At 71.2% G+C, this 24,711-nt stretch carries 22 protein-coding genes, 1 tRNA gene and 1 pseudogene; 14 read left to right on the top strand and 10 right to left on the bottom strand.

Annotated elements, in window-relative coordinates; translation table 11 throughout:
* Positions 1-76 precede the first annotated feature (76 nt).
* The 4 genes and pseudogenes from ACLLJJ_RS05875 to ACLLJJ_RS05860 all read left to right on the top strand — a co-directional run.
* Positions 77-436 (top strand): annotated as a pseudogene (locus tag ACLLJJ_RS05875) (amino acid transporter); the annotation flags it as partial.
* A 92-nt stretch (positions 437-528) separates the two neighbouring features.
* A complete protein-coding gene (locus ACLLJJ_RS05870) occupies positions 529-2,172 on the top strand; it encodes an amidohydrolase (protein ID WP_434588192.1) in 1,644 nt (547 codons plus the stop codon).
* Positions 2,173-2,254: 82 nt separating this feature from the next.
* Positions 2,255-3,340 (top strand): S-(hydroxymethyl)mycothiol dehydrogenase, encoded by a 1,086-nt coding sequence (locus ACLLJJ_RS05865; RefSeq protein ID WP_434588191.1) that lies wholly within the window; start codon positions 2,255-2,257, stop codon positions 3,338-3,340.
* Positions 3,340-3,969, top strand: a complete 630-nt coding sequence (locus ACLLJJ_RS05860) for an MBL fold metallo-hydrolase (RefSeq protein ID WP_434588190.1) — start codon at positions 3,340-3,342, stop codon at positions 3,967-3,969. Before ACLLJJ_RS05865 ends, ACLLJJ_RS05860 begins: the two co-directional genes overlap by 1 nt.
* A gap of 417 nt (positions 3,970-4,386) precedes the next feature.
* On the opposite strand, the gene ACLLJJ_RS05855 is transcribed toward ACLLJJ_RS05860, so the two are convergent.
* Positions 4,387-4,474 (bottom strand) — tRNA-Leu (locus ACLLJJ_RS05855).
* A 188-nt stretch (positions 4,475-4,662) separates the two neighbouring features.
* On the opposite strand from ACLLJJ_RS05855, the gene ACLLJJ_RS05850 reads away from it, so the two are divergent.
* The 3 genes from ACLLJJ_RS05850 to ACLLJJ_RS05840 all read left to right on the top strand — a co-directional run bounded on the left by ACLLJJ_RS05850 (position 4,663) and on the right by ACLLJJ_RS05840 (position 7,334).
* Positions 4,663-5,988 (top strand): M20/M25/M40 family metallo-hydrolase, encoded by a 1,326-nt coding sequence (locus ACLLJJ_RS05850; protein WP_434588189.1) that lies wholly within the window; start codon positions 4,663-4,665, stop codon positions 5,986-5,988.
* A 171-nt stretch (positions 5,989-6,159) separates the two neighbouring features.
* A complete protein-coding gene (chpH, locus tag ACLLJJ_RS05845) occupies positions 6,160-6,393 on the top strand; it encodes a chaplin ChpH (RefSeq protein ID WP_434588188.1) in 234 nt (77 codons plus the stop codon).
* A 140-nt stretch (positions 6,394-6,533) separates the two neighbouring features.
* Positions 6,534-7,334, top strand: a complete 801-nt coding sequence (locus tag ACLLJJ_RS05840; protein ID WP_434588187.1) for a chaplin — start codon at positions 6,534-6,536, stop codon at positions 7,332-7,334.
* Between the two features lie 79 nt (positions 7,335-7,413).
* On the opposite strand, the gene ACLLJJ_RS05835 is transcribed toward ACLLJJ_RS05840, so the two are convergent.
* Positions 7,414-7,602 (bottom strand): DUF5703 family protein, encoded by a 189-nt coding sequence (locus tag ACLLJJ_RS05835; RefSeq protein WP_283519051.1) that lies wholly within the window; start codon positions 7,600-7,602, stop codon positions 7,414-7,416.
* A gap of 47 nt (positions 7,603-7,649) precedes the next feature.
* Here ACLLJJ_RS05835 and ACLLJJ_RS05830 point away from each other — a divergent pair, with 47 nt between their 5' ends.
* On the top strand, positions 7,650-8,300 hold the full coding sequence (locus ACLLJJ_RS05830; RefSeq protein WP_434588186.1) for a hypothetical protein: 651 nt from the start codon (positions 7,650-7,652) through the stop codon (positions 8,298-8,300).
* A gap of 63 nt (positions 8,301-8,363) precedes the next feature.
* On the opposite strand, the gene ACLLJJ_RS05825 is transcribed toward ACLLJJ_RS05830, so the two are convergent.
* From ACLLJJ_RS05825 to ACLLJJ_RS05815, 3 genes are all read right to left on the bottom strand, one after another.
* The gene (locus tag ACLLJJ_RS05825; protein ID WP_434600316.1) at positions 8,364-10,826 is read right to left on the bottom strand and encodes a helix-hairpin-helix domain-containing protein; all 2,463 of its coding nucleotides are present in this window, start codon (positions 10,824-10,826) and stop codon (positions 8,364-8,366) included.
* Positions 10,827-11,137: 311 nt separating this feature from the next.
* Positions 11,138-12,535, bottom strand: a complete 1,398-nt coding sequence (locus ACLLJJ_RS05820) for an IS1380 family transposase (protein ID WP_434588185.1) — start codon at positions 12,533-12,535, stop codon at positions 11,138-11,140.
* 37 nt (positions 12,536-12,572) lie between these two features.
* A complete protein-coding gene (locus ACLLJJ_RS05815) occupies positions 12,573-13,556 on the bottom strand; it encodes an aldo/keto reductase (protein ID WP_434588184.1) in 984 nt (327 codons plus the stop codon).
* Between the two features lie 140 nt (positions 13,557-13,696).
* Here ACLLJJ_RS05815 and ACLLJJ_RS05810 point away from each other — a divergent pair, with 140 nt between their 5' ends.
* Together ACLLJJ_RS05810 and ACLLJJ_RS05805 are read left to right on the top strand one after the other, a co-directional pair.
* The gene (locus tag ACLLJJ_RS05810; RefSeq protein WP_434588183.1) at positions 13,697-14,746 is read left to right on the top strand and encodes an LLM class F420-dependent oxidoreductase; all 1,050 of its coding nucleotides are present in this window, start codon (positions 13,697-13,699) and stop codon (positions 14,744-14,746) included.
* A gap of 238 nt (positions 14,747-14,984) precedes the next feature.
* Complete coding sequence (locus tag ACLLJJ_RS05805; protein ID WP_434588182.1) at positions 14,985-15,773, top strand: ferritin-like domain-containing protein; 789 nt, start codon at positions 14,985-14,987, stop codon at positions 15,771-15,773.
* A gap of 40 nt (positions 15,774-15,813) precedes the next feature.
* Here ACLLJJ_RS05805 and ACLLJJ_RS05800 read toward each other — a convergent pair whose 3' ends face one another.
* Positions 15,814-16,836 (bottom strand): magnesium and cobalt transport protein CorA, encoded by a 1,023-nt coding sequence (locus ACLLJJ_RS05800; RefSeq protein ID WP_434588181.1) that lies wholly within the window; start codon positions 16,834-16,836, stop codon positions 15,814-15,816.
* A gap of 59 nt (positions 16,837-16,895) precedes the next feature.
* Here ACLLJJ_RS05800 and ACLLJJ_RS05795 point away from each other — a divergent pair, with 59 nt between their 5' ends.
* From ACLLJJ_RS05795 to mshC, 4 genes are all read left to right on the top strand, one after another.
* Entirely contained in the window at positions 16,896-17,582 is a 687-nt protein-coding gene (locus tag ACLLJJ_RS05795) for a histidine phosphatase family protein (RefSeq protein WP_434588180.1), read from the top strand.
* 69 nt (positions 17,583-17,651) lie between these two features.
* Positions 17,652-18,242: a DUF3090 domain-containing protein gene (locus ACLLJJ_RS05790; protein ID WP_434588179.1), complete on the top strand. Its 591-nt coding sequence runs from the start codon at positions 17,652-17,654 to the stop codon at positions 18,240-18,242.
* Complete coding sequence (locus ACLLJJ_RS05785; RefSeq protein ID WP_434588178.1) at positions 18,206-19,033, top strand: SCO1664 family protein; 828 nt, start codon at positions 18,206-18,208, stop codon at positions 19,031-19,033. The genes ACLLJJ_RS05790 and ACLLJJ_RS05785 overlap by 37 nt, the downstream gene beginning before the upstream one ends.
* 77 nt (positions 19,034-19,110) lie before the next feature.
* The gene (gene mshC, locus ACLLJJ_RS05780; RefSeq protein ID WP_434588177.1) at positions 19,111-20,340 is read left to right on the top strand and encodes a cysteine--1-D-myo-inosityl 2-amino-2-deoxy-alpha-D-glucopyranoside ligase; all 1,230 of its coding nucleotides are present in this window, start codon (positions 19,111-19,113) and stop codon (positions 20,338-20,340) included.
* Between the two features lie 230 nt (positions 20,341-20,570).
* Here the strand turns inward: mshC and ACLLJJ_RS05775 are convergent, their stop codons facing one another.
* The 4 genes from ACLLJJ_RS05775 to ACLLJJ_RS05760 form a co-directional block, all read right to left on the bottom strand.
* The gene (locus tag ACLLJJ_RS05775; RefSeq protein WP_434588176.1) at positions 20,571-20,738 is read right to left on the bottom strand and encodes a hypothetical protein; all 168 of its coding nucleotides are present in this window, start codon (positions 20,736-20,738) and stop codon (positions 20,571-20,573) included.
* Positions 20,739-21,051: 313 nt separating this feature from the next.
* Positions 21,052-22,095: a PAC2 family protein gene (locus tag ACLLJJ_RS05770; protein ID WP_434588175.1), complete on the bottom strand. Its 1,044-nt coding sequence runs from the start codon at positions 22,093-22,095 to the stop codon at positions 21,052-21,054.
* Between the two features lie 174 nt (positions 22,096-22,269).
* Positions 22,270-22,941: a FadR/GntR family transcriptional regulator gene (locus tag ACLLJJ_RS05765; RefSeq protein WP_434588174.1), complete on the bottom strand. Its 672-nt coding sequence runs from the start codon at positions 22,939-22,941 to the stop codon at positions 22,270-22,272.
* A gap of 157 nt (positions 22,942-23,098) precedes the next feature.
* The gene (locus tag ACLLJJ_RS05760; RefSeq protein WP_434588173.1) at positions 23,099-24,709 is read right to left on the bottom strand and encodes an FAD-dependent oxidoreductase; all 1,611 of its coding nucleotides are present in this window, start codon (positions 24,707-24,709) and stop codon (positions 23,099-23,101) included.
* Between the last annotated feature and the right edge of the window lie 2 nt (positions 24,710-24,711).

Raw genomic sequence — 24,711 nt, 5'->3', positions numbered from 1 at the left:
GGTCCGCGGAGTTCGATGTGCCGCCATCGGGGCCGTCCTGGGCGGTCCGTCGCCGAAGGTGTTGAAGGAGCGAGCAATGACGGCCTCGAAGACCTCTCACGACGGCGACCCACCGGCGCCGGGCACCCTGCCCAGAACCCTCGGCGTCACCGACAGCTTCGCCATCGCGGCCTCCAGCACCGCGGCCACCAGCAGTATCGGCATCGGGCTGGGCGTCACCGCGGGCGTCGTCGGACTGCACCTGCCGATCATCATGCTGCTCGCCGTCCTGCCCGTACTCGGCATGGAGAGCGCGTACTCCCGACTCAACAAGGACGAGCCCAACATGGGCAGCGGCTACGTCTGGGTCGGCCGCTCCCTCAGCCCCTGGCTCGGCTTCCTCGTCGGCTGGATCGGCCTCGTCCCGACCGTCGTCTTCCTCGCCACCGCCACCGCCACCGCACCCGCCACCGCCACCGCCACCGACCCGCAGACAGCACCCACCCCTTCCTGAGCCCCTCCCGCCCCACCACCGAAGGAACCCGCCCCATGTGCCACGCCCCTGCCGACCTGGTCCTCACCGGCGGCCCCGTGCTCACCCTGGACTCCGCACGCAGCCGCGCCACCACCGTCGCCGTCACCGGCGACCGCATCACCGCCGTCGGCCACGACGAGGTACGCGACCTCATCGGCCCGAAGACCGAAGTCGTCGACCTCGCGGGCAAGTTGCTCGTCCCCGGCTTCCAGGACGCCCACGTCCACCCGGTCTCGGCCGGACTGGAGCTGGCGCAGTGCGACCTGACGGGCATCCTGACCGCCCCCGAAAGCGTCGCCGCCGTACGGGCGTACGCCGTGGCCCATCCCGAAGCGGAGTGGATCACCGGCGGCGGCTGGTCCATGGAGGCGTTCACCGGAGGCAGCCCCACCAAGGACCTGCTCGACGCGGTCGTCCCCGACCGGCCCGTCTACCTGCCCAACCGCGACCACCACGGAGCCTGGGCCAACAGCCGCGCCCTGCGCCTCGCCGGCATCGACCGCGACACCCCCGACCCGGCCGACGGCCGCATCGAGCGCGACCCGAACGGCGAACCCACCGGCCTCCTCCAGGAGGGCGCCATGGACCTGATCGCCCGCCTCACCCCGCCCTCCACCCCCGCCCAACGCCTCGCCGCCCTGCTGCGCGCCCAGCGGCTCCTCCACTCCTACGGCATCACCGCCTGGCAGGACGCCATCGTCGGCACCTTCGGCGCGATGGGAGACCCCTCCGACGCCTACCTGACGGCGGCCCGCGACGGCTCGCTCACCGCCCGCGTCGCCGGAGCCCTGTGGTGGGACCGCGAGCGCGGCGCCGAGCAGATACCCGAACTCGTCGCGCGGCGAGCTGAGTCGAGCCACGGCCGGTACCGCGCCGGATCGGTCAAGCTGATGGTGGACGGGGTCGCCGAGACCGGCACCGCCGCACTCCTCGACCCCTACCTGGACGGCTGCGGCTGCGCCACCGCGAACCGGGGCACCAGCTTCATCGCCCCCGCCGACCTGCGCCGGTACGTCACCGAGCTGGACGCCCTCGGCTTCCAGGCCCACTTCCACGCGCTGGGCGACCGCGCCGTGCGCGAGGCCCTGGACGCCGTCGAGGCGGCCCGCACCGCGAACGGCTGGCGCGACACCCGCCCGCACCTCGCCCATGTCCAGGTCGTCCACCCCGACGACATCGGCCGCTTCCGGGAACTGGGCGCCACCGCCAACATCCAGCCCCTGTGGGCCGCGCACGAACCGCAGATGGACGAACTGACCATCCCCTTCCTCGGAACGGAACGGGCCGGGTGGCAGTACCCGTTCGGGGCACTGCTGCGCTCCGGCGCCACCATCGCGGCGGGCAGCGACTGGCCGGTCAGCAGCCCCGACCCGCTGCAGGGCATCCACACCGCGGTCAACCGGGTCGGGCCCGGCGACTGCGGCCCGGTCTTCCTCCCCGACCAGCGCATCGGCCTGACCGCCGCCTTCGCCGCGTACACCGCCGGGTCCGCCCATGTGAACCACCTCGACGACACCGGCAGCGTCCGCGCCGGCGCCCTCGCCGACCTGGTGGTACTGGATCGGGACCCGTACGCGGCGCCGCCCGAGGAGATCGCCGCGACCCGCGTCGCCCGCACGTATGTGGGCGGACAGCAGGTCTACGACGCCGGTCTGTAGTCCACCGCTCCGCAGACGCCGGGCAGCGAGTACGGTGCGGAAAACGGGGGCGTACCCGACACGCGAGGAAGGAAGTTCAGGTATGACGCAGCAGGTCCAAGGGGTAATCGCCCCCGGAAAGAACCAGCCGGTACGGGTGGAGACCATCCTCGTCCCGGACCCGGGACCCGGCGAGGCCGTCGTGCGGATCCAGGCGTGCGGGGTCTGCCACACCGACCTGCACTACAAGCAGGGCGGCATCAACGACGACTTCCCCTTCCTTCTCGGCCACGAGGCGGCGGGCATCGTCGAGTCGGTCGGCGATGGTGTCACCGACGTCGCCCCCGGCGACTTCGTCATCCTGAACTGGCGCGCGGTGTGCGGCCAGTGCCGGGCCTGCCTGCGCGGGCGCCCCCAGTACTGCTTCGACACCCACAACGCGAAGCAGAAGATGACCCTCCTCGACGGCACCGAGCTGTCCCCGGCCCTCGGCATCGGCGCCTTCGCCGAGAAGACCCTGGTCGCGGCCGGCCAGTGCACCAAGGTCGACCCGGCCGTCTCGCCCGCCGTCGCCGGCCTGCTCGGCTGCGGCGTCATGGCGGGCATCGGCGCCGCCATCAACACCGGCCAGGTCGGCCGAGGCGACTCCGTCGCCGTCATCGGCTGCGGCGGCGTCGGCGACGCGGCGATCGTGGGTGCCAAGCTCGCGGGCGCGGCCAAGGTCATCGCCGTCGACATCGACGACCGCAAGCTGGAGACCGCCCGCACCATGGGCGCCACCCACACCGTCAACTCCCGCTCCACGGACGCCGTCGAGGCAATCCGTGAGCTGACCGGCGGCAACGGCGCCGACGTCGTCATCGAGGCGGTGGGCCACCCCGAGACGTACAAGCAGGCCTTCTACGCCCGCGACCTGGCCGGCACGGTCGTCCTGGTCGGCGTCCCCACCCCGGAGATGAAGCTGGAGCTCCCGCTCCTCGACTTCTTCGGCCGCGGCGGCGCGCTCAAGTCCTCCTGGTACGGCGACTGTCTGCCCTCGCGCGACTTCCCGATGCTCATCGACCTGCACCAGCAGGGCCGTATCGACCTCGGCGCCTTCGTCACCGAGACCATCGCGCTCGGCGACGTGGAGAAGGCCTTCGAGCGTATGCACGAAGGTGACGTCCTGCGTTCGGTGGTGGTCTTCTGATGGGCGCTCGCATCGACCACCTGGTCACCTCCGGCACCTTTTCGCTCGACGGCGGCACCTGGGACGTCGACAACAACGTGTGGATCGTCGGTGACGACACCGAGGCCGTGGTCATCGACGCCGCCCACGACGCGGACGCCATCGAGGCCGCCCTCGGTGGCCGTACGCTGCGCGCCATCATCTGCACGCACGCCCACAACGACCACATCGACGCCGCCCCGGCCCTCGCCACGGCCACCGGCGCCCCGATCCTGCTGCACGGCGACGACCTCCCGCTGTGGAAGCAGACCCACCCGGACCGGGCCCCCGTCGGTGAGCTCACCGACGGCCAGAGCATCACGGTCGCCGGCATCGCCCTCACGGTCCTGCACACTCCCGGGCACGCGCCGGGCGCCGTCTGCCTGTACGCGCCGGAGCTGTCCACGGTGTTCACCGGCGACACCCTCTTCCAGGGTGGCCCCGGCGCCACCGGCCGTTCCTTCTCGCACTTCCCGACGATCGTCGACTCGATCAGGGACCGGCTGCTGACCCTGCCGCCGGACACCGAGGTCCGTACCGGCCACGGCGATCCCACCACGATCGGCGCGGAGGCCCCGCACCTCCAGGAATGGATCACCAGGGGCCACTGACACGGTGGGTGGGGCGGCCGGACCATCCGGCCACCCCACCACGCCCGGCTACCTCTCCTTGATCCGCAGGAAGGTCACGGAGTTCGCCGGGAACGTGCAGGTGAACGACTCGTCCACCCCGCGCAGCGTCGAGCGCGGTCGCCCGGGTCCTGCGGCTGCGGGGCGGTGGCGCCGGGTGGCCCGGCGGCGAGCGTGGTCAGGAGCAGCACTCCCACCAGCAGGCCAAGCGACCGCGTACCTGACATGAGCACCCTCGATTTCGTTCGATATATCGAATGTGGATCGACAAGTCGAACGAAAGATAGGGAGCCGGACTGCCCCGTCAACGCTTCCGACACGGTGGCCCACGGATTTCGCCGACGACGTGGCCTGCTGTCCCGGAAACGCAAAAAACCCCAGATCAACTGGGGTTCCTGCTGGTGTCCGAGGGGGGACTTGAACCCCCACGCCCGATAAAGGGCACTAGCACCTCAAGCTAGCGCGTCTGCCATTCCGCCACCCGGACAAGGTGTCTGCCGTCCGGGCCCTGGGCCGTTCCGACGTGGAAAACCATAGCAAACATTCGGACCCGCTGATCGCCACCCCCCTCACCCGTGAACTGCGCGTGACGCGGGGCGACCGCCCTTGGGGTGCAGGGGTGAAAAGCGGGAGGATGCGGGGGGACCACCAGCAACGCCAGTGGGAGGAAGCAGCGTGAGCGAGTCGAACACGGCCGGAAAGATCTCGGGCGAGGACGAGGTCGTCGACCTCTGTCGTGACCTGATCCGGATCGACACCAGCAATTACGGAGACCACTCCGGGCCGGGAGAACGCGCCGCCGCGGAGTACATCGCGGAGCAGCTCGCCGAGGTCGGGCTCGAACCGCAGATCTTCGAGTCCCACCCGGGCCGCGCCTCGACGGTGGCCAGGATCGCGGGCGAGGACCCGTCCAGGCCGGCGCTGCTCATCCACGGGCACACCGACGTCGTGCCGGCGAACGCCCAGGACTGGACGCACCATCCGTTCGCCGGAGAGATCGCCGACGGCTGCGTGTGGGGCCGGGGCGCGGTCGACATGAAGGACATGGACGCGATGACCCTCGCGGTCGTACGCGACAGGATGCGCAGCGGCCGCAAGCCCCCGCGCGACATCGTGCTGGCCTTCCTCGCCGACGAGGAGGCGGGCGGCACGTACGGCGCCCGGCATCTCGTCGACAAGCACCCCGGTCTCTTCGAGGGCGTCAACGAGGCCATCGGTGAGGTCGGCGGCTTCTCCTTCACCGTCAACGAGAACCTGCGGCTGTATCTCGTCGAGACGGCGCAGAAGGGCATGCACTGGATGCGGCTCACCGTGGACGGCACGGCAGGCCACGGCTCGATGACCAACAAGGACAACGCGATCACCGAGCTGTGCGAGGCCGTCGGCCGGCTCGGTCGGCACAAGTGGCCGGTGCGCGTCACCAAGACCGTACGGTCCTTCCTCGACGAGCTCTCGGACGCGCTCGGCACCCCCCTCGACCCGGAGGACATGGACGCCACGCTCGCCAAGCTCGGCGGCATCGCGAAGATGGTCGGCGCCACCCTGCAGAACTCGGCGGCGCCCACCATGCTCGGCGCCGGCTACAAGGTGAACGTGATCCCCGGGCAGGCCACCGCGCATGTCGACGGGCGCTTCCTGCCGGGATACGAGGACGAGTTCCTGGCCGACCTCGACCGGATCCTCGGCCCGCGCGTCAAGCGCGAGGACGTGCACGGGGACAAGGCGTTGGAGACGAGCTTCGACGGCGACCTCGTCGACGCGATGCAGGTGGCCCTCAGGGCCGAGGACCCCATCGCGCGCGCCGTCCCGTACATGCTCTCCGGCGGTACCGACGCCAAGTCCTTCGACGACCTGGGCATTCGCTGCTTCGGCTTCGCACCGCTGAAGCTGCCGCCCGAGCTGGACTTCGCGGGGATGTTCCACGGTGTCGACGAGCGGGTGCCCGTGGACGGGCTGAAGTTCGGCGTGCGCGTCCTGGACCGCCTCCTGGACGGCTGCTGAGCGGGCGCCGTCGATCGGTAGCAGAAGCGGAACATCCAATAATCGGGTGAGCGTGCTATTTGACTGAATGGAGTGAATGAAAGCATCAGGTCGTAGCTACATCGGTTTTTCCTCGTTACAGGGGGTGCGGTCCGCGGCTGGGATCGCATTTGCCAACAAGGAGGAAAAGTAATGATCAAGAAGGTCGTCGCTGCTGCGGTTGCCACTGGTGGTCTCGTGCTCGCTGGTGCGGGTATGGCCGTCGCGGATTCCGGCGCGCAGGGTGCCGCTGTGGGCTCGCCGGGCGTCCTCTCGGGGAACGTCGTCCAGGCGCCCATCCACGTTCCGGTGAATGTGTGCGGAAACACGGTCTCCGTGATCGGGCTGCTGAACCCCGCCTTCGGCAACACCTGCATCAACAAGTGACGTTGTGTCTCAACCCGTGAGGGTCTGAGTCCCGGGCGGCCCCGGAGTGCGCGCCATGCACTCCGGGGCCGCTGGGGATTCTGCCCGCGGGCGGCTGCGTCCGCGGGCATTCCGGAAGGTATGAAGGCGGAGGAAGAACCATGCGCCAGGTCACCAGAAAAGGCTTGATCACCATCGCGGCTGTCGGCGGCGTATTCGGCATGACCGGCGGCAACGCCTACGCCGACGCGGGGGCCCAAGGGGCCGCGTCGGACTCGCCGGGCGTGCTGTCGGGAAACTCCGTACAGGTCCCGGTGCACGTCCCGGTGAACGCCTGCGGGAACACCGTCAACGTGGTCGGGCTGCTCAATCCCGCCGTCGGTAACCGCTGCGCCAATGTGTCGGACGGTTCCGGTCACGGCAAGTCGCACGGGAAGTCGCACGGCAAGCCCCGTGGCGGCGGCGGTGCGACGGCCGATGGGCACGCGGGCAACTCACCCGGTGTCGGCTCGGGCAACCACGTCCAGGTCCCGATCGACATCCCGGTGAACGCCTGCGGGAACAGTGTCACCGTCGGCGGCCTCGGCAACGCGGTGACGGGCAATGACTGCGCCAACGACGGCGGCGCCCCGGACCGGCCGGGCCCCGGCAAGCCGGAGCAGCCGGGCCACCCGGGAGAGCCCGGCAACCCGGGCAACCCCGGCAACCCGGGAGAGCCGGGGAACCCGGGCAACCCGGGTCAGCCCGAGAAGCCCGTCGGCCCGCCCGGGCACGACGAGCCGGTGAGCCCGGAGCAGCCCGGCGAGCCGAACAGCCCCGGCGCCCGGAGCGTCACCCAGCCCGAGGGCACCGAACTGCTCGCGCAGACCGGCGTCGGTCCGCTCGGGCTGGTGGTCCCGGTGGGCGCGGGACTGCTCCTCGGCGGTGCGGTGCTGTACCGGCGGGCACGCTCGGCGGCGTAAGGCACTGAGGTGGTGACAGCGCCGGCCTCGACGGCGCGAAAGACGGTGCGGGCCCCGTGGCTGCGGGCCCGCACCGTCTTCACCAGGTCGCGCGCTGCTGGCGGATGATCCGCCTGCGCAGCCGCACTCGGCGGCTGCCGTCCCGGCGCAGGCTCAGTCGGTCCAACTCCCAGTGTCCGTACTCGGCGTGGTCGGTCAGCAGGCGGGTCGTGTCCGTGCGGGAGACCCCGCGTGGCACGTACACGTCGACAAATTCGTATTCCGGCATCGCATCTATTGTGCGGGCAGAGCCCCAGTACGGATAGCGTCTGCACTATGTCTGATGCTGCGCAGCCCACCGCTGCCGAGGTACGCGCCGCCGCCGAGGCGGTCAAGGCCGCGCTGGACCGTCACCTGGAGGCGGTCGAGCACCGCACCGGGGACGACGACCCGGCCGTCTACGACGCGTTCAACGAGCTCGCCGCAGCCGCCGAGGTGTACGACGAGCAGCTCTACGACCGCTACGACGAAGTCACCCCCTTCGAGATCCCCGCGTCCGACGACTCCCTGCCGCCGTACACCGGCCCCGAGGAGCCGAACGCGGTGAGCGTCCTGATCCGGCGCGACTACGCGGTGGCTCAGACGCAGCGGCTGCTCGCACAGGCACAGCGCATCGCGGACCTGGACCCGGACTCCGACGAGGGGAGCGCGGCGGCAGGAGCCGGCGGCGGCAGCGTCCACGCCGCCATCGGCGTGCTCTTCGGCGAGTACGAGCCGGACGAAATCGCGTCCCGGCACAAGGAGTTCGGCCTGGAGGAGGGCGACTCCACCCTGTGGGTGACGGCGACGGAGGACCTGCCCGAACCGGGGGAGTGGCTGACCGCCCCCTTCGAACAGGCCGATCCGCAGCGCGTCGTGTGCCGCTTCGACGTCAGCTCCGTCTTCGACGACGAACTCCACGAGGTCGGCGGTCGCGAGGAGGCCTGAGGGCCCGGGACACGGCCCGTCTGCCCCGCGACCCGCCTGGGTCGCGGGGCCTTTCGGTGCGGCCTATGCCGTGGGCTCCACCGCGGGCTGGAGCAATGCCCGCAGCCGCGTGGTGCGGGGCCGGTCCGCGACCTCCGTCACGGCGTGCGGCAGCGCCTGGTCCACGCCGTGGACCACGGACAGATGCCGCTCGCCGCGGCTGAACGCGGTGTAGATCCAGGGCCGGCTCAGCCCCGCCGCGGCGTCCCCGGGCAGCACCACCACGACCGCCGGCCACCGCATCCCGGTCGCCTGGTGCGCGGTGAGCGCCCAGCCGTGCCGCACGGTGGTCTCCACCCGGTCCTTCGGTACGACGACGGGCTTGCCCCCGCAGTCGAGATGCAGGCCGTCGGCGTCGGCCGTGACGATCGTGCCGGGCAGCGTCCGGCCGGGCACCGGTACATGGGCGATCCGGTCTCCCGGGTCGAAGCCGCCGAACCGGCCCGGGCCCGGGTTCAGCCGCTGTTTGAGGGCCGCGTTGAGCGCGCGGGTACCGGCGGAACCACCGTGCCCGGGAGTGATCACCTGCGTCTGCTCGACACTCACCCCGAAGGCGCGGGGCACCGAATCGGCGACCAGCTGCACGGTGCGGTGCACCGCCTCGCCCGCGTCGCGGACCGGGACGATCACCACTTCCTTGCCCGGCGCCTCGACCTGGTTCAGCTCGCCGATCCCGATCCCGGACACCAGCTCGCCGATCGGCCCGGGGTCGGGCGTGCGCGAGGCGATCTGCGGGCAGGCACGGGCGGCCAGCAGATCCGCGAACACCCTGCCCGCACCGGCCGAAGGCAGCACGCCGGGGTCGCCGCTGAGGACGAGCCGGGTGGCGTCGGGCAGTGACTCCACGAGGATCGCGGCGGTCTCCACGTCCAGCTGCGGGGCGTCCAGCACGACCAGCAGGTCGAGCGCGAGCAGGCCCTCGTCGTCCCGGCCGGGCCCCTCGGTCCCGGAGAGCAGGCCGTAGAGGGTGACCGAGGCCGCGGGGTTGTCGACCGCCGCGGCGAGGCGCCGCGCGCCGTCCACGCTGTGCGACGCCGCGAAGGCGCGCAGGCCGAGCCCCCGCGCCATGGTGACCAGCTCGGCCGGTTCGGCGCGGGCAGCCTCACCGCCGGTGTGGGCGACCAGGCCGTGGCCCGCGACGGCGCCGATCAGTCCGGCGGCGGACCGCGAGGCCGAGGCCGTGTCCCAGGTCGCGGCCTCGGTGAAGGTGCTGACCAGCCGGGCGAGGCCCTCGGCGAGGCTCTCCTCGGCGAGGGCGTAGCGCTCAAGGCCCAGCAGGACCTGGACCGGCTCGGCCGGCTCCTGCGCGCTCGCCGACTGCGCCCCGTCCTCGTCCTCTTCGGTCGCGGCCGTGTCGTCGGCGCCGTCCTGGAAGCCCAGCACGACGCCTTCGGCGATCGCGTGCCGCAGGGCCTCGTCGGGGCCGGGCACCCCGTGCCCGGTCAGCGCCTCGGCCACCGCGGTCGCGTCGAGGACGGTGTGCCCCTGGAGGGCGGCACGCTCAAGGAGCCGGGTGACGAGCGCCGCCGTCCGGCGCTCGTCACCCGGACCGCACTCGGCGCCGAGCAGCGCACGCGCGAATCCGTCGGCCTGCTCGGGCTGCACCCCCGGCACCGACATCAGCTGCCAGGGGTCGTCGCGCAGCACTTGCCCGGCCTGCTCCCCGAGTGTGGCCGCGACCGCCTCCGCCAGCGCCGCGGGCGCACCGCCATCGGCGAGCACCTCCTGTACGGACGCGACGGCCTCCGGCGCGGGGGGAGCGGCGCCCGTGACGGGCTCGGGCGCCCCCGGCCGCGCGGCTGCGGCGGGAGCGGTGGCGGCGGGGCGCGGCGGGGGCGGCGGGGACGCGAAGAGCGCCTCGCCGGACTTCGTGCCGCTCTCCACGGCCCGTACCGCCGCGAGTAGATCGGCGGCCTGCCCGCTCAGCTTGGCACCCGCCTCGACGGGGGCCTCCTTGGCGGCTTTGCGCTGCGCGATGCGCTCCCGAAACACCCGCTGCGCGGCCAACTCGGCCTCGGCCTCGGAGAGTTGGGGCACGACGGGCTCGGCCGGAACGACCACGGCGTCGGCGTCGGTGGCCTCGGTCTCCTCGGCGGCAGGCGCGACCTCGGTGGCAGGCGCGTCGTCGGCCTCCTCGGCCTCCCCAGCGTCCCCGGATCCACCGGGCGCCTCGGCTGCGTCCTGGGCGCCCGTGCCGACGGGCGCGGCCTCGCTGTCCGGAGCGCTGCCGTCCAACTGGGCGCCGTCGGACTGGCCGCCGTCCTCGGACGGGTCGGCTTCGGACCCGACGGACGGGGTGTCGTTCCCGGCGGCGGTCGGCGCGGGCACCGTGGCGCGGTCGGGCGGCGTGGCGGCGGCCTCGTCGGGCTCCGGGCCCACGTCCCCACCTCCATCGGCTTCCGGCGACGGCGCCGGTGAGGGAGAGGCGGACAGAGCGGTCGACACCTCGGCGTCGGCCTCGGCCTCGTCCGGTGCGCCGACCTCGATGGTGTCCGGCTCCGGTGCCGTGTCGGTGGCCTCGTCCGCGGCGGCGGTGTCGCGGTCCGTACTCACAGCGTGCTCCAGTCCTGGTCGGGATAGCGGTGCACGGGCGCCGACACATCGTCGAGCGCCTGGCAGATCTCGTCTGGAAGACTAAGCCTTGATCCACCGACGTGGTCTGAAAGTGATCTTCTGACTGATTTCTGAGCCGGGTTCGGGATGTCCGTTGAGGTTGGGCAGCCTGTAGCCGCTGGTCTGCCCAGCGTTTCCACGTGTTCGGTTCCGGTTGGGCCCTGGTGGGCGGGGTGGTCAGGGGATCAGGCTGGCGGGGGTGGGTCGTGGACGGTGTCGAAGAGGTGTGTCCAGGCTTGCTGCCAGGGCCAGTTGCGTGGCAGGTGCAGGGTGAGGCGTCGTGCGGAGCGGGCGATCCTGGCGGGGACGTGGACGAGGTGGGTGCGCAGGGTGGCGGTGGTGGCTTTGGCGTGGAAGGGCGAGGTCAGTGCACCGGTGGCCCGCAGCAGGTTGTAGGTCATCGCCCACAGGGTCAGCCAGGCCGCGTTGGCATTGAAGTGTCCAGACGGCAGGTGGGCCAGAGCTCCGGCTTTGCTGTCCGCGATGACCTGCTCGACCACGGCGTGGTGGCGGTGTTCCCGCTCGGCCTGAAGGGTCTGGGCCGGGTTGTCGGTGAAGAAGGGGTGGTAGCGCCAGAGGGGGAACAGTTCGCCCTGCTCGCCCACGACGGCGGGTTTGGCCAGGTCACGGACCCGGCGCACGATCAGCCGGGCGGTGACGTGCTCGCTCTTCTTGCGGCCGGTGAACGCGGTGTATGCGGGTATCTCGGCGACCTCGGCGTCCGAGATGAGCTCACCGGTGTCGGGGTCGGGTACCGCGGTCGGGTACGTGATCTGCTGCCAGTCGTGGTCGGGGATGGCGTGGACGGCCCGTTTGATGGAGGGGTTCATGCCGGTGGTGATCGAGAAGTGGGCTCCGGCCCGGCGGCAGGCGGCGATCACACCGGCGTTGTAGAACTGCGAGTCCGCGCGCAGGATGCGGGTGCCGGTGCAGCCGGCTTCCCGGGCGGTGGCCAGGGCCTCGGCCACGAACTTCGGGGCGCCCCGGGAGTCGGCCGCTTTGCCGCGGCGCATTCGCACCGCGGCGATCACCGGCCTCGACCGGGGGGTGCAGATCGTGGCCAGCAGGGGGTGCAGGGTGCGGATGCCCTTGAACCGTCCGTACTCGGCGCCCTGCTTGGTCCGGCCGTAGACGCGTTTGTGGGTGGAGTCGACATCGATGAACGCCATCGCGTCGGCGCCGGGCAGCAGCGGGGTATGCGCGGCCAGCTCCGCAAGGAATTTCCGGTGCACGGCGTGGAGTTGGAGTGCGTGACCGTGGGTGAACGCGCGCAGGAAGCTGCCCAGGGTGGACGGGGCACGGATGCCCGCGAAGACGACAGGCATCGCACCGTGTCGCAGGACGTGGAGGTCGTCGATACTGTCCGCCCCGGCGGCCATCCCGGCCACGATGCTGGTGACCTTGGCGTCGGCCGACGCGCCCGCGCCGTTCGCCGCCCCCGTCAGCTTCACCTTCTCCGCCGCCAGGCGCGAAAGCCCGCACCGCTCGGCCAGCCGCATCACCGGGACCAGCCCGGCATGCGCGATCAGATTCTCGTCGTCGAACGCAGCGGAGACCGCCGCCCGGGTATGGGAAACTTGCATCTCGGAAGTGCCTTGCTGATTGTGTGTGCTGGAAGCCTCAAGAACTCCCATCATCGCAGGTCACAAGGCACTTCTTCGTTTTCCCAAAAGTTACCCACAGGCACCAAATCGGTGGATCAAGGCTAAGCGCCTCCACTGACAATGCGGCCCTGAGCTGCTGCGCGTTGCGCGCGCCGACAATCGGGGCCACCACACCGGGCCGGTCGCGGACCCAGGCCAGCGCCACCTGGAGCGTGGTCGTGGCCAGCCCGTCAGCGGCCGTCGCGACCGCGTCCACGATGCGGCTCGCCGCGTCGTCCAGGTAGGGCTCCACGAAACCGGCCAGATGCTCGGACGCGCCCCGGGAGTCCACGGGGGTCGAGGTGCGGTACTTGCCGGTGAGGACGCCCCGGCCCAGCGGCGAGGACGGCAACAGCCCCACTCCCAGATCGATCGCGGCCGGCAGCACCTCGCGCTCCACACCGCGCTGGAGGAGCGAGTACTCCATCTGCGTGCTGGCCAGCCGGGTCCGCAGCCCCGGAGCGGCGAGCTGCCAGGTGGCGGCCTTCGCCAGCTGCCAGCCGCAGAAGTTGGACACCCCCGCGTACCGCGCCCGGCCACTGCTCACGGCTATGTCGAGCGCCTGGAGCGTTTCGTCGAGCGGTGTCCCGGGGTCGAAGGCGTGGACCTGCCACAGATCGACGTAGTCGGTGCCCAGTCGCTCCAGCGAGGCGTCGAGCGCGGCCAGCAGATGTCCGCGTGAGCCGTTGAAACGCCGGTCGGGATCGGGCACGCTGCCCGCCTTGGTCGCGATGACCAGATCCCGCCGCGGCACGAGCCGTTCGACGAGCTGACCGAGCAGATACTCGGCGTCCCCTCCGCCGTACACGTCCGCCGTGTCGACGAGGGTCCCGCCCGCGTCCCAGAAGACCTTCAACTGGTCGGCGGCGTCGTGCTCGCCGGTGTCCCGGCCCCAAGTGAGGGTGCCGAGCCCGATCCGGGATACGCGCAGGCCCGTGCGGCCGAGATGCCTCTGCTCCATGGGCGCTGAGATTACTGGCCAGGCGTCCATGGCAAGCGGCCCTGTGGACAACCCGGTCCTGACGGATCGCGCTCCCGCGCGTTAGAGTCCCCGGCACAAGGACGTTACTCATCAGTAAGACACGAGTAAGAGGAGCGGTTATGCGGCTCGGCATCAACCTCGGCTACTGGGGCGCGGGGATGGACGGCGACAACCTCGCTGTCGCACAGGAGGCGGACCGCCTCGGCTACGACGTCTGTTGGGCCGCCGAGGCCTACGGGTCGGACGCCGCGACCGTGCTCACCTGGGTGGCCGCCCAGACCGAGCGCATCGACGTGGGCTCCGCGATCTTCCAGATCCCGGCCCGTACCCCGGCGATGACCGCGATGACGGCCGCCACCCTCGACTCCCTCTCGGGCGGGCGCTTCCGGCTGGGCCTGGGCGTCTCCGGCCCGCAGGTCTCCGAGGGCTGGTACGGCGTCAAGTTCGACAAGCCGCTGGCCCGCACCCGCGAGTACGTGGAGATCGTCCGAAAGGCGATGACCCGCGAGCGCCTGTCGTACGAGGGGCAGCACTGGACGCTGCCGCTGCCCGACGGCCCCGGCAAGCCGCTCAAGCTCACGGTCCACCCGCAGCGCGAGCACATCCCGCTCTACATCGCCGCGATCGGCCCCAAGAACCTGGAGCAGACCGGTGAGATCGCCGACGGCGCGCTGCTGATCTTCCCCTCCGCCGACCACATCGAAGACACCGCGATCAAGCACCTGCGCGCGGGCCGCGAGAAGGCCGGCAAGACCATGGACGGCTTCGACGTCTGCCCGACGCTGCCGCTCGCGGTCGGCGACGACGTCAACGCGCTGGCAGACACGTTCCGCCCGTACACCGCGCTGTACGTCGGTGGCATGGGCAGCCGCAAGCAGAACTTCTACAACCAGCTCGCGCAGCGCATGGGCTACGAGAAGGAAGCCGCCGAGATCCAGGACCTGTACCTGTCCGGCGACAAGACGGGCGCGGCCGCCGCGATCCCGCACCGGCTGATCGACCAGACCACCCTGCTGGGCTCCGTGGAGCGGATCGCCGAGCGGATGCAGGCCTACGCCGCGGCCGGAGTGACGACGCTGACGCTGGCCCCCGCCGGCTTCACGCTCGATGAGCGGATCACCGCCCTGCGGGCCGGCACCGACGCCCTGGAGCGCGCCGGTCTGGCGTAACGCGCGGGGCCGTTCGGCGTAATCGGCGAGAAGAGAAAGTCTGCGGCCGTGGTGGGGGCTCGGGGGTCTTCCCCGCCACGGCCGTCATGCAGAACAACGCTCCACGAGCCCATGGGTTACGCGCAGATACGGTTCGCCCTGTGCTCCTTCCGGCTGAGATGTCCGGCGCAGCTGTTGCCTGCCCTCCACCCACGCACTTGACTTGTTCTTTGCGGATGTATTCACGGAGGAGTCCCAGATGTTCTCGGCCCGAAGCCTGTTCCAGGAAATCATCGACAACGACGACTCCTTCCAGCTCTTCTGCTCCATCGCGGCCAGTGGTGAGGCCCAGGGCGGCTGGGAGAACGGCCGGATCGCGGCCCTGGTCCCCGAGAGCATGCGTGTCCTCGCCCCCAAGATCACCCGGCACGGCGCGGACGAGGACAAGCACGGCAGGCTCTTCATCGCCCTGCTGAAGAAGCGCGGCCTCGAACCGGTGCCCGTCCCGCCGGAGACCGACTACACGATGCTGCTCGAACGCAAGGGCATCGGTCTGGCCCACGAGAAGCTGCGCCGCGACGAGCCGCTCACCGAGCAGGACATCCTCGTGTACCTGTCGCACAGCCGGGTGACGGAGCAGCGCGCCGCCGACCAGATGGTCATGCTGGTGAAGTACTTCGGCGACCACCCCGAGGCGGGCAGGCCGATCAGGATGATCTGCCACGACGAGGACAACCACCTCGCGTACTGCCACGAGGAGCTGCTGCGGCTGGCCGGCGCCGGACACGGCCGGGAGATCCAGCGGGTCCTGCGCGAGAGCGCCCTCGCCGAGATCGGCGTCTACCGGGACGTGAGCCTGGCCGTCATGGCGCAGATGGGCCGCGTCCTTGGCTGGCCGCAGCCCAAGGCCGCCGCGCTGGCCACCGGAATTCGTGGCGTGTACGGGTACGAACGCCTCGGTGGCTGGCGGCGGATGGTGAGCCTGACCATGCCGGAGCGCCGGGGCGCACTCGACGGCCCGTCGACGCCCGCGCCCGAGTTCGCCTGAGCGGCGGAGCCCGGAACGCGCGAACGACCCGACGTCGGGATCAGAGCCAGCCGCGCCGCTTGAACTGGCGGTACAGGCCGAACTCGCACACCGCCATGAAGAGGATCACCGCCGGATAGGACCACGTCCAGGTCAGCTCCGGCATGTGCTCGAAGTTCATGCCGTAGATGCCCGCGACCATCGTCGGCACCGCCGCCATGGCGGCCCACGCGGAGATCTTCCGCATGTCGTCGTTCTGCCGCACCCCCATCTGCGCGAGGTGCGCGGAAAGGATGTCGGACAGCAGCCGGTCGAGCCCGTCCACCTGCTCGTTGGCCCGGGTGAGGTGGTCGCTCACGTCCCGGAAGAACGGCTGCGCGTGCTCGACGACGAACGGCAGGCCGGGCGACGACAGTCGCAGCATGGGCTGGGTGAGCGGCCCCGTCGCACGGCGGAATTCGAGTACTTGCCGCTTGAAGGTGTAGATCCGTGCGGCCGTGGAGGGCACGCGGGGCGTGCTCTTGGCAGGCGCCCCCGTCGGCTCCCCGACCGGTGCGAAGACCTCCGCCTCCAGCTCCTCCAGGTCGGTCTGGAGCTCGACCCCGACCTCCAGATAGTGGTCCACGACGGCGTCGCTCACCGCGTACAGCACGGAGGTGGGCCCGTGCCGCAGGACTTCGGGGTCGGCTTCGAGCCGGTGGCGCACGGCGGCCAGCGGTGAGCTCTCGCCGTGCCGCACCGTCACCACGAAGGAATCACCGACGAAGAGCATCAGCTCGTCCGTGGTCACGGTGTCGCTCTCCGGCTCGTAGAGCACCGGCTTGAGCACCGCGAAGAGCGAATCCTCGTACACCTCCAGCTTGGGCCGCTGATGGGCCCTGAGAGCGTCCTCCACGGCCAGCGGATGCAGCCCGAACTCGCTGCTGACGAGAGCGAACTCCTCCTCCGTCGGCTCATGCAGCCCGATCCACAAAAACGCGTCCCCAGTGGCACGCGCCTCCGCGAGGGCATCCGAAAAGTCGGAAGGGCCGTCGGTTCGGCGCCCTTCCCGGTAGATGGCACAGTCCACGATCACGGCGCGCATTCTCCCCCGGTCCGGGCCCGGGCGCACCTCGGGGCGACAGGCCGCCTAGGCTGACCGCCATGGCCACGCTGATCCTCGTACGCCACGGACGCTCGACCGCCAACACCGCGGGGCTGCTCGCGGGCTGGACGCCGGGCGTCTCCCTCGACGAGCGCGGTACCGCCCAGGCGGCCGCACTCCCCACCAGGCTGGCCGCCGTGCCGCTGGCCGCCGTCGTCAGCAGTCCCCTCGACCGCTGCCGCCAGACCCTCCAGCCGCTGCTCGACGCGCGCCCCGGGCTCCCGCTGCACACCGACGACCGCATCGGCGAGTGCCACTACGGCGACTGGACGGGCCGCAAGCTCGCCGAGCTGACCGACGAGCCGCTGATGACCGCGGTGCAGCAGCACCCGTCGTCCGTCACCTTTCCCGGCGGCGAGTCGATGCGCGCCATGCAGGCGCGCGCGGTCGACGCGGTCCGGGAGTGGAACGCGCGTATCGAGGCGGAGCACGGCGAGGACGCCGTCTACGTGATGTGCTCGCACGGCGACATCATCAAGTCCGTCGTCGCCGACGCGCTCGGCCTTCACCTTGATCTCTTCCAGCGGATTCACGTCGACCCGTGTTCCCTGACGGCCATCCGCTACACGGGACTGCGCCCGTTTCTCGTACGCCTCGGCGACACCGGAGACCTCGGCTCACTGGCCCCGCGGGAGAACGGCAACGGCGCGGACGCGGCCGTAGGAGGCGGCGCGGGCGCACCGTGATCGCTCCGCGCAGTAGGGTGGACGGGCCCTGAGCCCGCGCGTACAACCGATTTCAAGGGAGAGCAGGACGTGTCCCGTCAGGTATTCCTCTACGACCCACCGGACCGCTTCGTGGCCGGTACGGTCGGGCTGCCTGGACGCCGTACGTTCTTCCTGCAGGCGTCGGCGGCCGGTCGAGTCACCAGTGTCTCGCTGGAGAAGTCCCAAGTGGCCGCCCTCGCCGAGCGGATCGACGAACTGCTCGACGAAGTGGTGCGCCGCACCGGCGGCAACGCCCCGGTGCCGGCCGTCGCCCCCACCGATGTCTCGGACAGCGCGCCGCTGGACGCCCCCGTCGAGGAGGAGTTCCGCGTCGGCACCATGGCGCTGGCCTGGGACGGCGAGGAGCAGCGCATGATCGTCGAGGCGCAGGCTTTGGTGGAACTCGACGCCTCGGACGAGGAAGACCTCGCGGACGCCGAGGAACGGCTGCTCCAAGACGAGGAGAACGGCCCGCCGATGCTGCGGGTACGGCTCAGCGGCGCGCAGGCGAGAGCCTTCGCCAAGCGCGCCCTCGACGTCGTCAACGCGGGGCGACCGCCCTGCCCGCTGTGCAGCCTGCCGCTCGATTCGGAAGGACACGTATGTCCGCGCCAGAACGGATACCGGCGCGGAGCGTGACGCCGGTGGATCAGCTCACCGTCCTGGCGAAAGGGCGGCTCACCGTCCGCGGACGGGTCCGTGAGGCGTCCAACGCGGTGCTCTACTGCGGGATCGAGTACGAGGGCGTGTCGGCGTCCTGTGTGTACAAGCCGGTCGCCGGGGAGCGGCCCCTGTGGGACTTCCCCGACGGCACGCTCGCCCAGCGCGAGGTCGCCGCGTACGAGATCTCCGAGGTGACCGGCTGGGGCCTGGTGCCGCCGACGGTGCTGCGCGACGGGCCGTACGGCGAGGGCATGTGCCAGCTGTGGATCGAGGCGGACGCCGACGGCTCACTGCTGGCCCTGGTCGAGGACGAGGAGCCCGGCGAGGGCTGGAAGCCGGTCGTCCTCGCGGAGGTCGCCGAAGGCCGCACCGCCCTGCTCGTGCACGCCGACGACGAGCGGCTGCGGCGGCTCGCGGTCCTGGACGCGGTCATCAACAACGCCGACCGCAAGGGCGGTCATCTGCTGCCGACGGCTGACGGCAAGCTGTACGGCATCGACCACGGCGTGACCTTCAACGCCGAGGACAAGCTCCGCACCCTGCTGTGGGGCTGGGCGGGCGACCCCCTGACGGCGGAGGCCCTGGAGGTTCTGGCGCGGGTGTCCGACGCCCTGGCGGAGGGCGGCCCCCTCGCCACCCGTCTGGCCGAGCTGATCACCCCGGCCGAGGTGGAGGCGGTGCGCGCCCGGGTCACGGCGCTGCGGACCACGGCCCGCCACCCGCAGCCGAGCGGGGAGTGGCCGGCTATTCCCTGGCCGCCCGTGTGATGTCTCACCGGCCATGACCGGTGATCGGTTCCGTATCCGGTTCGTATCCGGAACGTGCGTCCGGTTACGCTCATGACATGCATGCCTGGCCCGCTTCTGACGTCCCCGCCCTGCCTGGTAAGGGCCGCGACCTCAAGATCCACGACACCGCGACCGGTGGTCCCGTCTCTCTGGACCCCGGCCCCGTCGCCCGTATCTATGTCTGCGGTATCACGCCGTACGACGCGACCCACATGGGTCACGCGGCGACCTACAACGCGTTCGACCTCGTTCAGCGCGTGTGGCTCGATACCAAGCGGCAGGTTCATTACGTCCAAAATGTGACGGACGTGGATGACCCTCTGCTGGAGCGGGCGATCCGCGACGGACACGACTGGACCGAGCTCGCGGAGCGTGAAACCGCTCTGTTTCGCGAGGACATGACGGCCCTGCGAATGCTCCCGCCGCAGCACTACATCGGCGCGGTCGAGTCGATACCCGGCATCGTCCCGCTCGTGGAGCGGTTGCGCGACAAGGGGGCCGCGTACGAACTCGAAGGGGATGTGTACTTCTCCGTCGAGGCCGATCCGCACTTCGGTGAGGTGTCCGGGCTCGACGCCGACGCGATGCGGCTGCTCTCCGCCGAGCGCGGTGGGGACCCGGACCGCCCCGGCAAGAAGAACCCGCTCGACCCGATGCTCTGGATGGCCGCCCGTGAGGGCGAGCCGAGCTGGGACGGCGCGAGTCTGGGCCGCGGCCGGCCCGGCTGGCACATCGAGTGTGTGGCCATCGCCCTGGACCACCTCGGCATGGGCTTCGACGTGCAGGGCGGCGGCTCCGACCTCGCCTTCCCGCACCACGAGATGGGCGCGTCCCACGCCCAGGCGCTGACCGGCGAGCACCCGTTCGCCAAGGCCTACGTGCACGCCGGGATGGTCGGCCTGGACGGCGAGAAGATGTCGAAGTCCCGGGGCAACCTGGTCTTCGTGTCGAAGGTGCGCCGCGACGGCGTCGACCCGGCCGCGATCCGTCTGGCCCTGCACTCGCACCACTACCGCTCCGACTGGGAGTGGACGGACCAGGTGCTCGCGGACGCCGTCGAGCGTCTCGCTCGCTGGCGCGCCGCCGTGTCGCGCCCCGACGGGCCGTCCGCCGACGCCCTCGTCGAGGAGATCCGCGAAGCTCTCGCGAACGACCTCGACACCCCGTCCGCGCTGCGTGCGGTGGACCGCTGGGCCGCGCTCCAGCAGTCCGACGGCGGTACGCAGGAGGGGGCGCCCGGTGTGGTCTCGCGCGCCGTCGACGCACTCCTCGGGGTGGCCCTGTAGCTGAACCCCGTACAGAGCTCCTGTAGGGACATGACGGTGCCGGGCGGAGGGACATCCGCCCGGCACCGCTTTCTTGGGGCGCCCTGTGCCCTGTGCCCTGTGCCCTGTGCCCTGTGCCGGGTGCCTCCGACGCCCCGCGCTCCGGTCGGTCCACCGGCCCCCGCCCGCACCAACTCCCTTTGCGAGAAGGCGAATGGGCGGGCCGGGTATCGCCTGGTTCACCGATTCGTTCAACCCGGCGCTCCACGGGCTGCCGCTCGGGCGGCGCCGGTGAGCTGCCACAGGCGGGTGGAATGGTCACCCGTGTTGATGCGCGTCGAACCGCGCACGGGCGTCGCCCGGCGGGCCGCGCTGGGCCCGCTGAAGATGACGGCGACGGCCTGCTGCTGCTCGGCCAACTCCCGTACATCGTCCAGCAGTCGCAGAACGCGATCGACGTGGTGCGGCTGAGCGCGAGCGGCGCCAAGGGCGTCGCGGTCGCCCGCATCACCGACCCGAGTTTCCGGATTCCCACCACCACGGTGGCCCCCGGGGCGACCGGATCCATCTGCCCAACGCCCGCTTCGACGTGCCGCCGACGCCCGGCACGGAGTACGACGTGGTGTCCGTGCGCCGGGTCCGAGGGCCGTACCGCGCAGGTGATGACGGTGGGGCGGCGCCCCAAGGCGCCGCCCCACCGTCATCACTCCGTACCGCGCCACTCCCGGCCCGCTACTCCTCCGAGGAGTCTTCCGCCCCGCTGCCGCCGGCCTCGTCGGCGTCGCCCTCTTCGGGGACCGCCTCTTCGGGAACCGCCTCCGCGCGCGGCGGCCTGGGCGGCCGGGTGCGACCGCTGGAGTTGTCACGCAGGTACGTCGTACTGCTTTCGCTTCCGTCCGTGGCACGACCGGGGCCGGCCGTACCGGGCCCCGGACCGCCGTCGCGCCGCCGCAGGTACCGCTCGAACTCGCGGGCGATGGCCTCACCCGACGCCTCGGGAAGGTCCGCGGTGTCCCGCGCCTCCTCCAGCGACTGCACGTACTCGGCGACCTCGCTGTCCTCCGCGGCCAGCTGGTCCACACCGACCTGCCAGGCGCGGGCGTCCTCCGGCAGCTCGCCGAGCGGGATCCGCAGATTGATGAGGTCTTCGAGCCGGTTGAGCAGCGCGAGGGTGGCCTTGGGGTTCGGCGGCTGCGAGACGTAGTGCGGCACGGCGGCCCACAGGCTCACGGCCGGGACGCCGGCGTGCGTGCACGCCTCCTGGAGGATGCCGACGATGCCCGTCGGGCCCTCGTACCGGGTCTCCTCCAGATCCATCGCCCGCGCCAGGTCCGCGTCCGACGTGACGCCGCTGACCGGCACCGGGCGGGTGTGCGGAGTGTCACCGAGCAGCGCGCCCAGGATCACGACCATCTCGACGCCCAGCTCATGGGCGAAGCCGAGGATCTCGTTGCAGTACGAGCGCCAGCGCATCGACGGCTCGATGCCACGGACCAGAACGAGGTCACGGGGCTTGTCGCCGCCGATCCTCACGACGGAAAGCCGCGTGGTCGGCCAGGTGATCTTGCGTACCCCGCCGTCCAGGAACACCGTGGGGCGGTTCACCTGGAAGTCGTAGTAGTCCTCGGCGTCCAGCGCCGCGAACACCTCGCCCTTCCACTCCCGCTCCAGGTGCGCGACCGCGGCGGAGGCGGCGTCGCCGGCGTCGTTCCAGCCCTCGAACGCGGCCACCATGACCGGGTCGATCAGCTCGGGAACACTCTCGAGCTCGATCACCCAGTGCCTCCTTCCGAAGCGTGTGAAGTTCCTTTGTGCATGTGCCAACCCTACGGCTTCCAGCAGGTCCGGCCGCAGCCTCTGCGCACGGCCGGGTGAACAGGGTGACGCCTGATCCGCACCGGGGAAGCGTGCCCTTCGTGCATGAAATCAATCGAAAAGGACGGAGTGCGGTCAGAGCGTGGTGCGCAGCCACTGCTCGACGCTCGCGATGTGCACCGTCGCCCAGGACCGCGCCGCCTCCGCGTCCCCGTCGCGCAGCGCGGTGAGGATCGCGCGGTGCTCGTGGAGCGTGCGGCTGACCGCGTCCTCCTGGGTCAGACCGCGCCAGATGCGGGCCCGGGTCGTCGGGCCGGAAAGCCCGTCGAGCAGGGAGCACAGTACGGAGTTGCCCGAGCTCTGCACGATGACGCGGTGGAATTCGAGATCGCAGGCGACCAGCTCCTCGACCGAGGGCTGCGCGCCCAGGTCGTCCAACTGGGCGCTCAGGGCGTCTAGTTGAGCGCCCGTGATCCGGGAACTCGCCATCGCGGTGGCGGCGGGCTCCAGGATGCGACGTACCGCCAGGAACTCCAGCACCGTGTCGTCCCGGTGGAAGTCCACGACGAAACTCACCGCTTCGAGGAGCAGCTGCGGGTCCAGGCTGGTGACATAGGTCCCGTCGCCCTGGCGCACGTCGAGGATGCGGATCAGCGACAGGGCGCGCACCGCCTCACGCAGCGAGTTGCGGGACAGGCCGAGCTCGGCGGCGAGTTCGCTCTCCTTGGGGAGTCGGTCGCCGGGCCGCAACGCGCCCGAGACGATCATTTCCTTGATCTTCTCGATGGCTTCGTCGGTGACGGCCATGGACGACCTCCTCGTTGCGTCCGGCAACTGCCACCAGACGTCCGATGTATCGCCTCATTATGCCGCGCCGCGGTACCGGTGAGTATCCGGCCGGACGCGGGCAGCGGTGGGGCCCGGAGGCGCTTGCCCCCGGGCCCCACCGCGCCGCCGGGTCCACTCAGGCCTTGCGGTCCAGTACGTCGGTCACCTTGCCGCGGATCTCGTCCGTGGCCAGGCCCCGGATCGTCAGCGTCGTACGGCGGCGCAGTACGTCGTCCGCCGTCTCGGCCCACTCGTGGTCCCGGGCGTACACGACCTGCGCCCAGATCTCCGGCGCGTCCGGGTGGACTCGCTCGGCCAGCGCCGGGTTGTCGTTGGCCAGCCGCGCGATGTCGAAGGCCAGCGAGCCGTAGTGGGTGGCCAGGTGGCGGGCGGTGTCCCCGCCCATCCGCGGGCCGGGGCTGCCGCCGTCGACGAGCAGCCGGTGCGCGACCGCGTTCGGGTTGGAGATGCCCGGCAGCGGCTGGTGCTTGGGCAGCCGCGAGATCGGCTCCATGTCCTCGCCCAGCGGGTGGCCGGGCAGTGCGGCGAGCTTGTTCACAACGGTGCGGCCGATGTGACGGAATGTCGTCCACTTGCCGCCCGCCACCGAGAGCATGCCGCCTCGTCCCTCGGTGACGACCGTCTCGCGCTTGGCCTTGGAGGTGCTCCCGGGGCCGCCGGGCAGCACCCGCAGACCGGCGAACGAGTAGGTGATCAGGTCGCGGGACAGCTGCTGGTCGCGGATGGAGAAGGCGGCCTCGTCCAGGATCTGGGTGATGTCCTTCTCGTTGACGGCGACATCGGCCGGGTCGCCCTCGTACTCCTCGTCGGTCGTACCCAGCAGCAGCTGGTCCTCCCACGGCAGCGCGAAGGTGATCCGGTACTTGTCGATCGGCGTCGCCAGCGCGGCCCGCCAGGGGGCGGTGCGCCTGAGGACCAGGTGCGCGCCCTTGGAGAGGCGGATGGACGGCGCCGCGTCGGGGTTCTCCAGCTTGCGCAGGTGGTCGACCCACGGGCCGGTGGCGTTGAGCACCAGACGGGCGTCGACCCCGAACTCCGTACCGTCCATGCGGTCTTCGAGCTCCGCACCGGTGACCCGGCCGCCGGTGAAGCGCAGCCCGGTGACCTTGGCGTGGTTGAGGACGGTGGTGCCCGACTCGACCGCCGCGCGGACCGTCATCAGGGCCATGCGGGAGTCGTTCATCTGGTCGTCGCCGTACACGGCCACGGCCTTGAGGTTGTCCGTACGCAGCTCGGGCACCTCGCGCGCGGCCTTCGAGGCGCTGATCACATGGCCGACGCCGTCACCGAAGGCGGACAGCGCGGAGTAGGCGAAGACGCCCGCGCCGAGCTTGGCCGCGCCGTGCGGGCCGCCCTTGTAGACGGGGAGGTAGAACTTCAGCGGGTTGGACAGGTGCGGTGCGACGTCGCGGGAGACCGCGCGGCGCTCGAAGTGGTTCTCCGCGACCAGCTTGACCGCGCCGGTCTGCAGGTAGCGCAGACCGCCGTGGAGCAGCTTGGAGGAGGCGGAGGAGGTGGCGCCGGCGAAGTCGCCGGCGTCCACCAGCGCCACCCGCAGCCCGGACTGCGCGGCGTGCCAGGCAGTGGAGATGCCCAGGATGCCGCCGCCGATCACCAGGAGGTCGTACGTCGCCTTGGAAAGTCGCTCCCGAGTCTCGGCGCGGCTCGCTGTGGAACCGTCAGCCGGGTGCGTCCCGAGGGCCGGGACGCTCTGCAGGGTGGTCATGT

This window comes from Streptomyces sp. A5-4, from assembly GCF_051131715.1.
Lineage (GTDB): Bacteria > Actinomycetota > Actinomycetes > Streptomycetales > Streptomycetaceae > Streptomyces.
This window is presented reverse-complemented; position numbering and strand designations above follow the sequence as displayed.

Coding starts and splice junctions, on each gene's coding strand:
- ACLLJJ_RS05870 (WP_434588192.1), top strand. CDS start 529: ATGTGCCACGCCCCTGCCGACCTGGTCCTCACCGGCGGCCCCGTGCTC.
- ACLLJJ_RS05865 (WP_434588191.1), top strand. CDS start 2,255: ATGACGCAGCAGGTCCAAGGGGTAATCGCCCCCGGAAAGAACCAGCCG.
- ACLLJJ_RS05860 (WP_434588190.1), top strand. CDS start 3,340: ATGGGCGCTCGCATCGACCACCTGGTCACCTCCGGCACCTTTTCGCTC.
- chpH (WP_434588188.1), top strand. CDS start 6,160: ATGATCAAGAAGGTCGTCGCTGCTGCGGTTGCCACTGGTGGTCTCGTG.
- ACLLJJ_RS05840 (WP_434588187.1), top strand. CDS start 6,534: ATGCGCCAGGTCACCAGAAAAGGCTTGATCACCATCGCGGCTGTCGGC.
- ACLLJJ_RS05835 (WP_283519051.1), bottom strand. CDS start 7,602: ATGCCGGAATACGAATTTGTCGACGTGTACGTGCCACGCGGGGTCTCC.
- ACLLJJ_RS05830 (WP_434588186.1), top strand. CDS start 7,650: ATGTCTGATGCTGCGCAGCCCACCGCTGCCGAGGTACGCGCCGCCGCC.
- ACLLJJ_RS05820 (WP_434588185.1), bottom strand. CDS start 12,535: ATGCAAGTTTCCCATACCCGGGCGGCGGTCTCCGCTGCGTTCGACGAC.
- ACLLJJ_RS05815 (WP_434588184.1), bottom strand. CDS start 13,556: ATGGAGCAGAGGCATCTCGGCCGCACGGGCCTGCGCGTATCCCGGATC.
- ACLLJJ_RS05810 (WP_434588183.1), top strand. CDS start 13,697: ATGCGGCTCGGCATCAACCTCGGCTACTGGGGCGCGGGGATGGACGGC.
- ACLLJJ_RS05805 (WP_434588182.1), top strand. CDS start 14,985: ATGTTCTCGGCCCGAAGCCTGTTCCAGGAAATCATCGACAACGACGAC.
- ACLLJJ_RS05800 (WP_434588181.1), bottom strand. CDS start 16,836: ATGCGCGCCGTGATCGTGGACTGTGCCATCTACCGGGAAGGGCGCCGA.
- ACLLJJ_RS05795 (WP_434588180.1), top strand. CDS start 16,896: ATGGCCACGCTGATCCTCGTACGCCACGGACGCTCGACCGCCAACACC.
- ACLLJJ_RS05785 (WP_434588178.1), top strand. CDS start 18,206: ATGTCCGCGCCAGAACGGATACCGGCGCGGAGCGTGACGCCGGTGGAT.
- mshC (WP_434588177.1), top strand. CDS start 19,111: ATGCATGCCTGGCCCGCTTCTGACGTCCCCGCCCTGCCTGGTAAGGGC.
- ACLLJJ_RS05765 (WP_434588174.1), bottom strand. CDS start 22,941: ATGGCCGTCACCGACGAAGCCATCGAGAAGATCAAGGAAATGATCGTC.
- ACLLJJ_RS05760 (WP_434588173.1), bottom strand. CDS start 24,709: ATGACCACCCTGCAGAGCGTCCCGGCCCTCGGGACGCACCCGGCTGAC.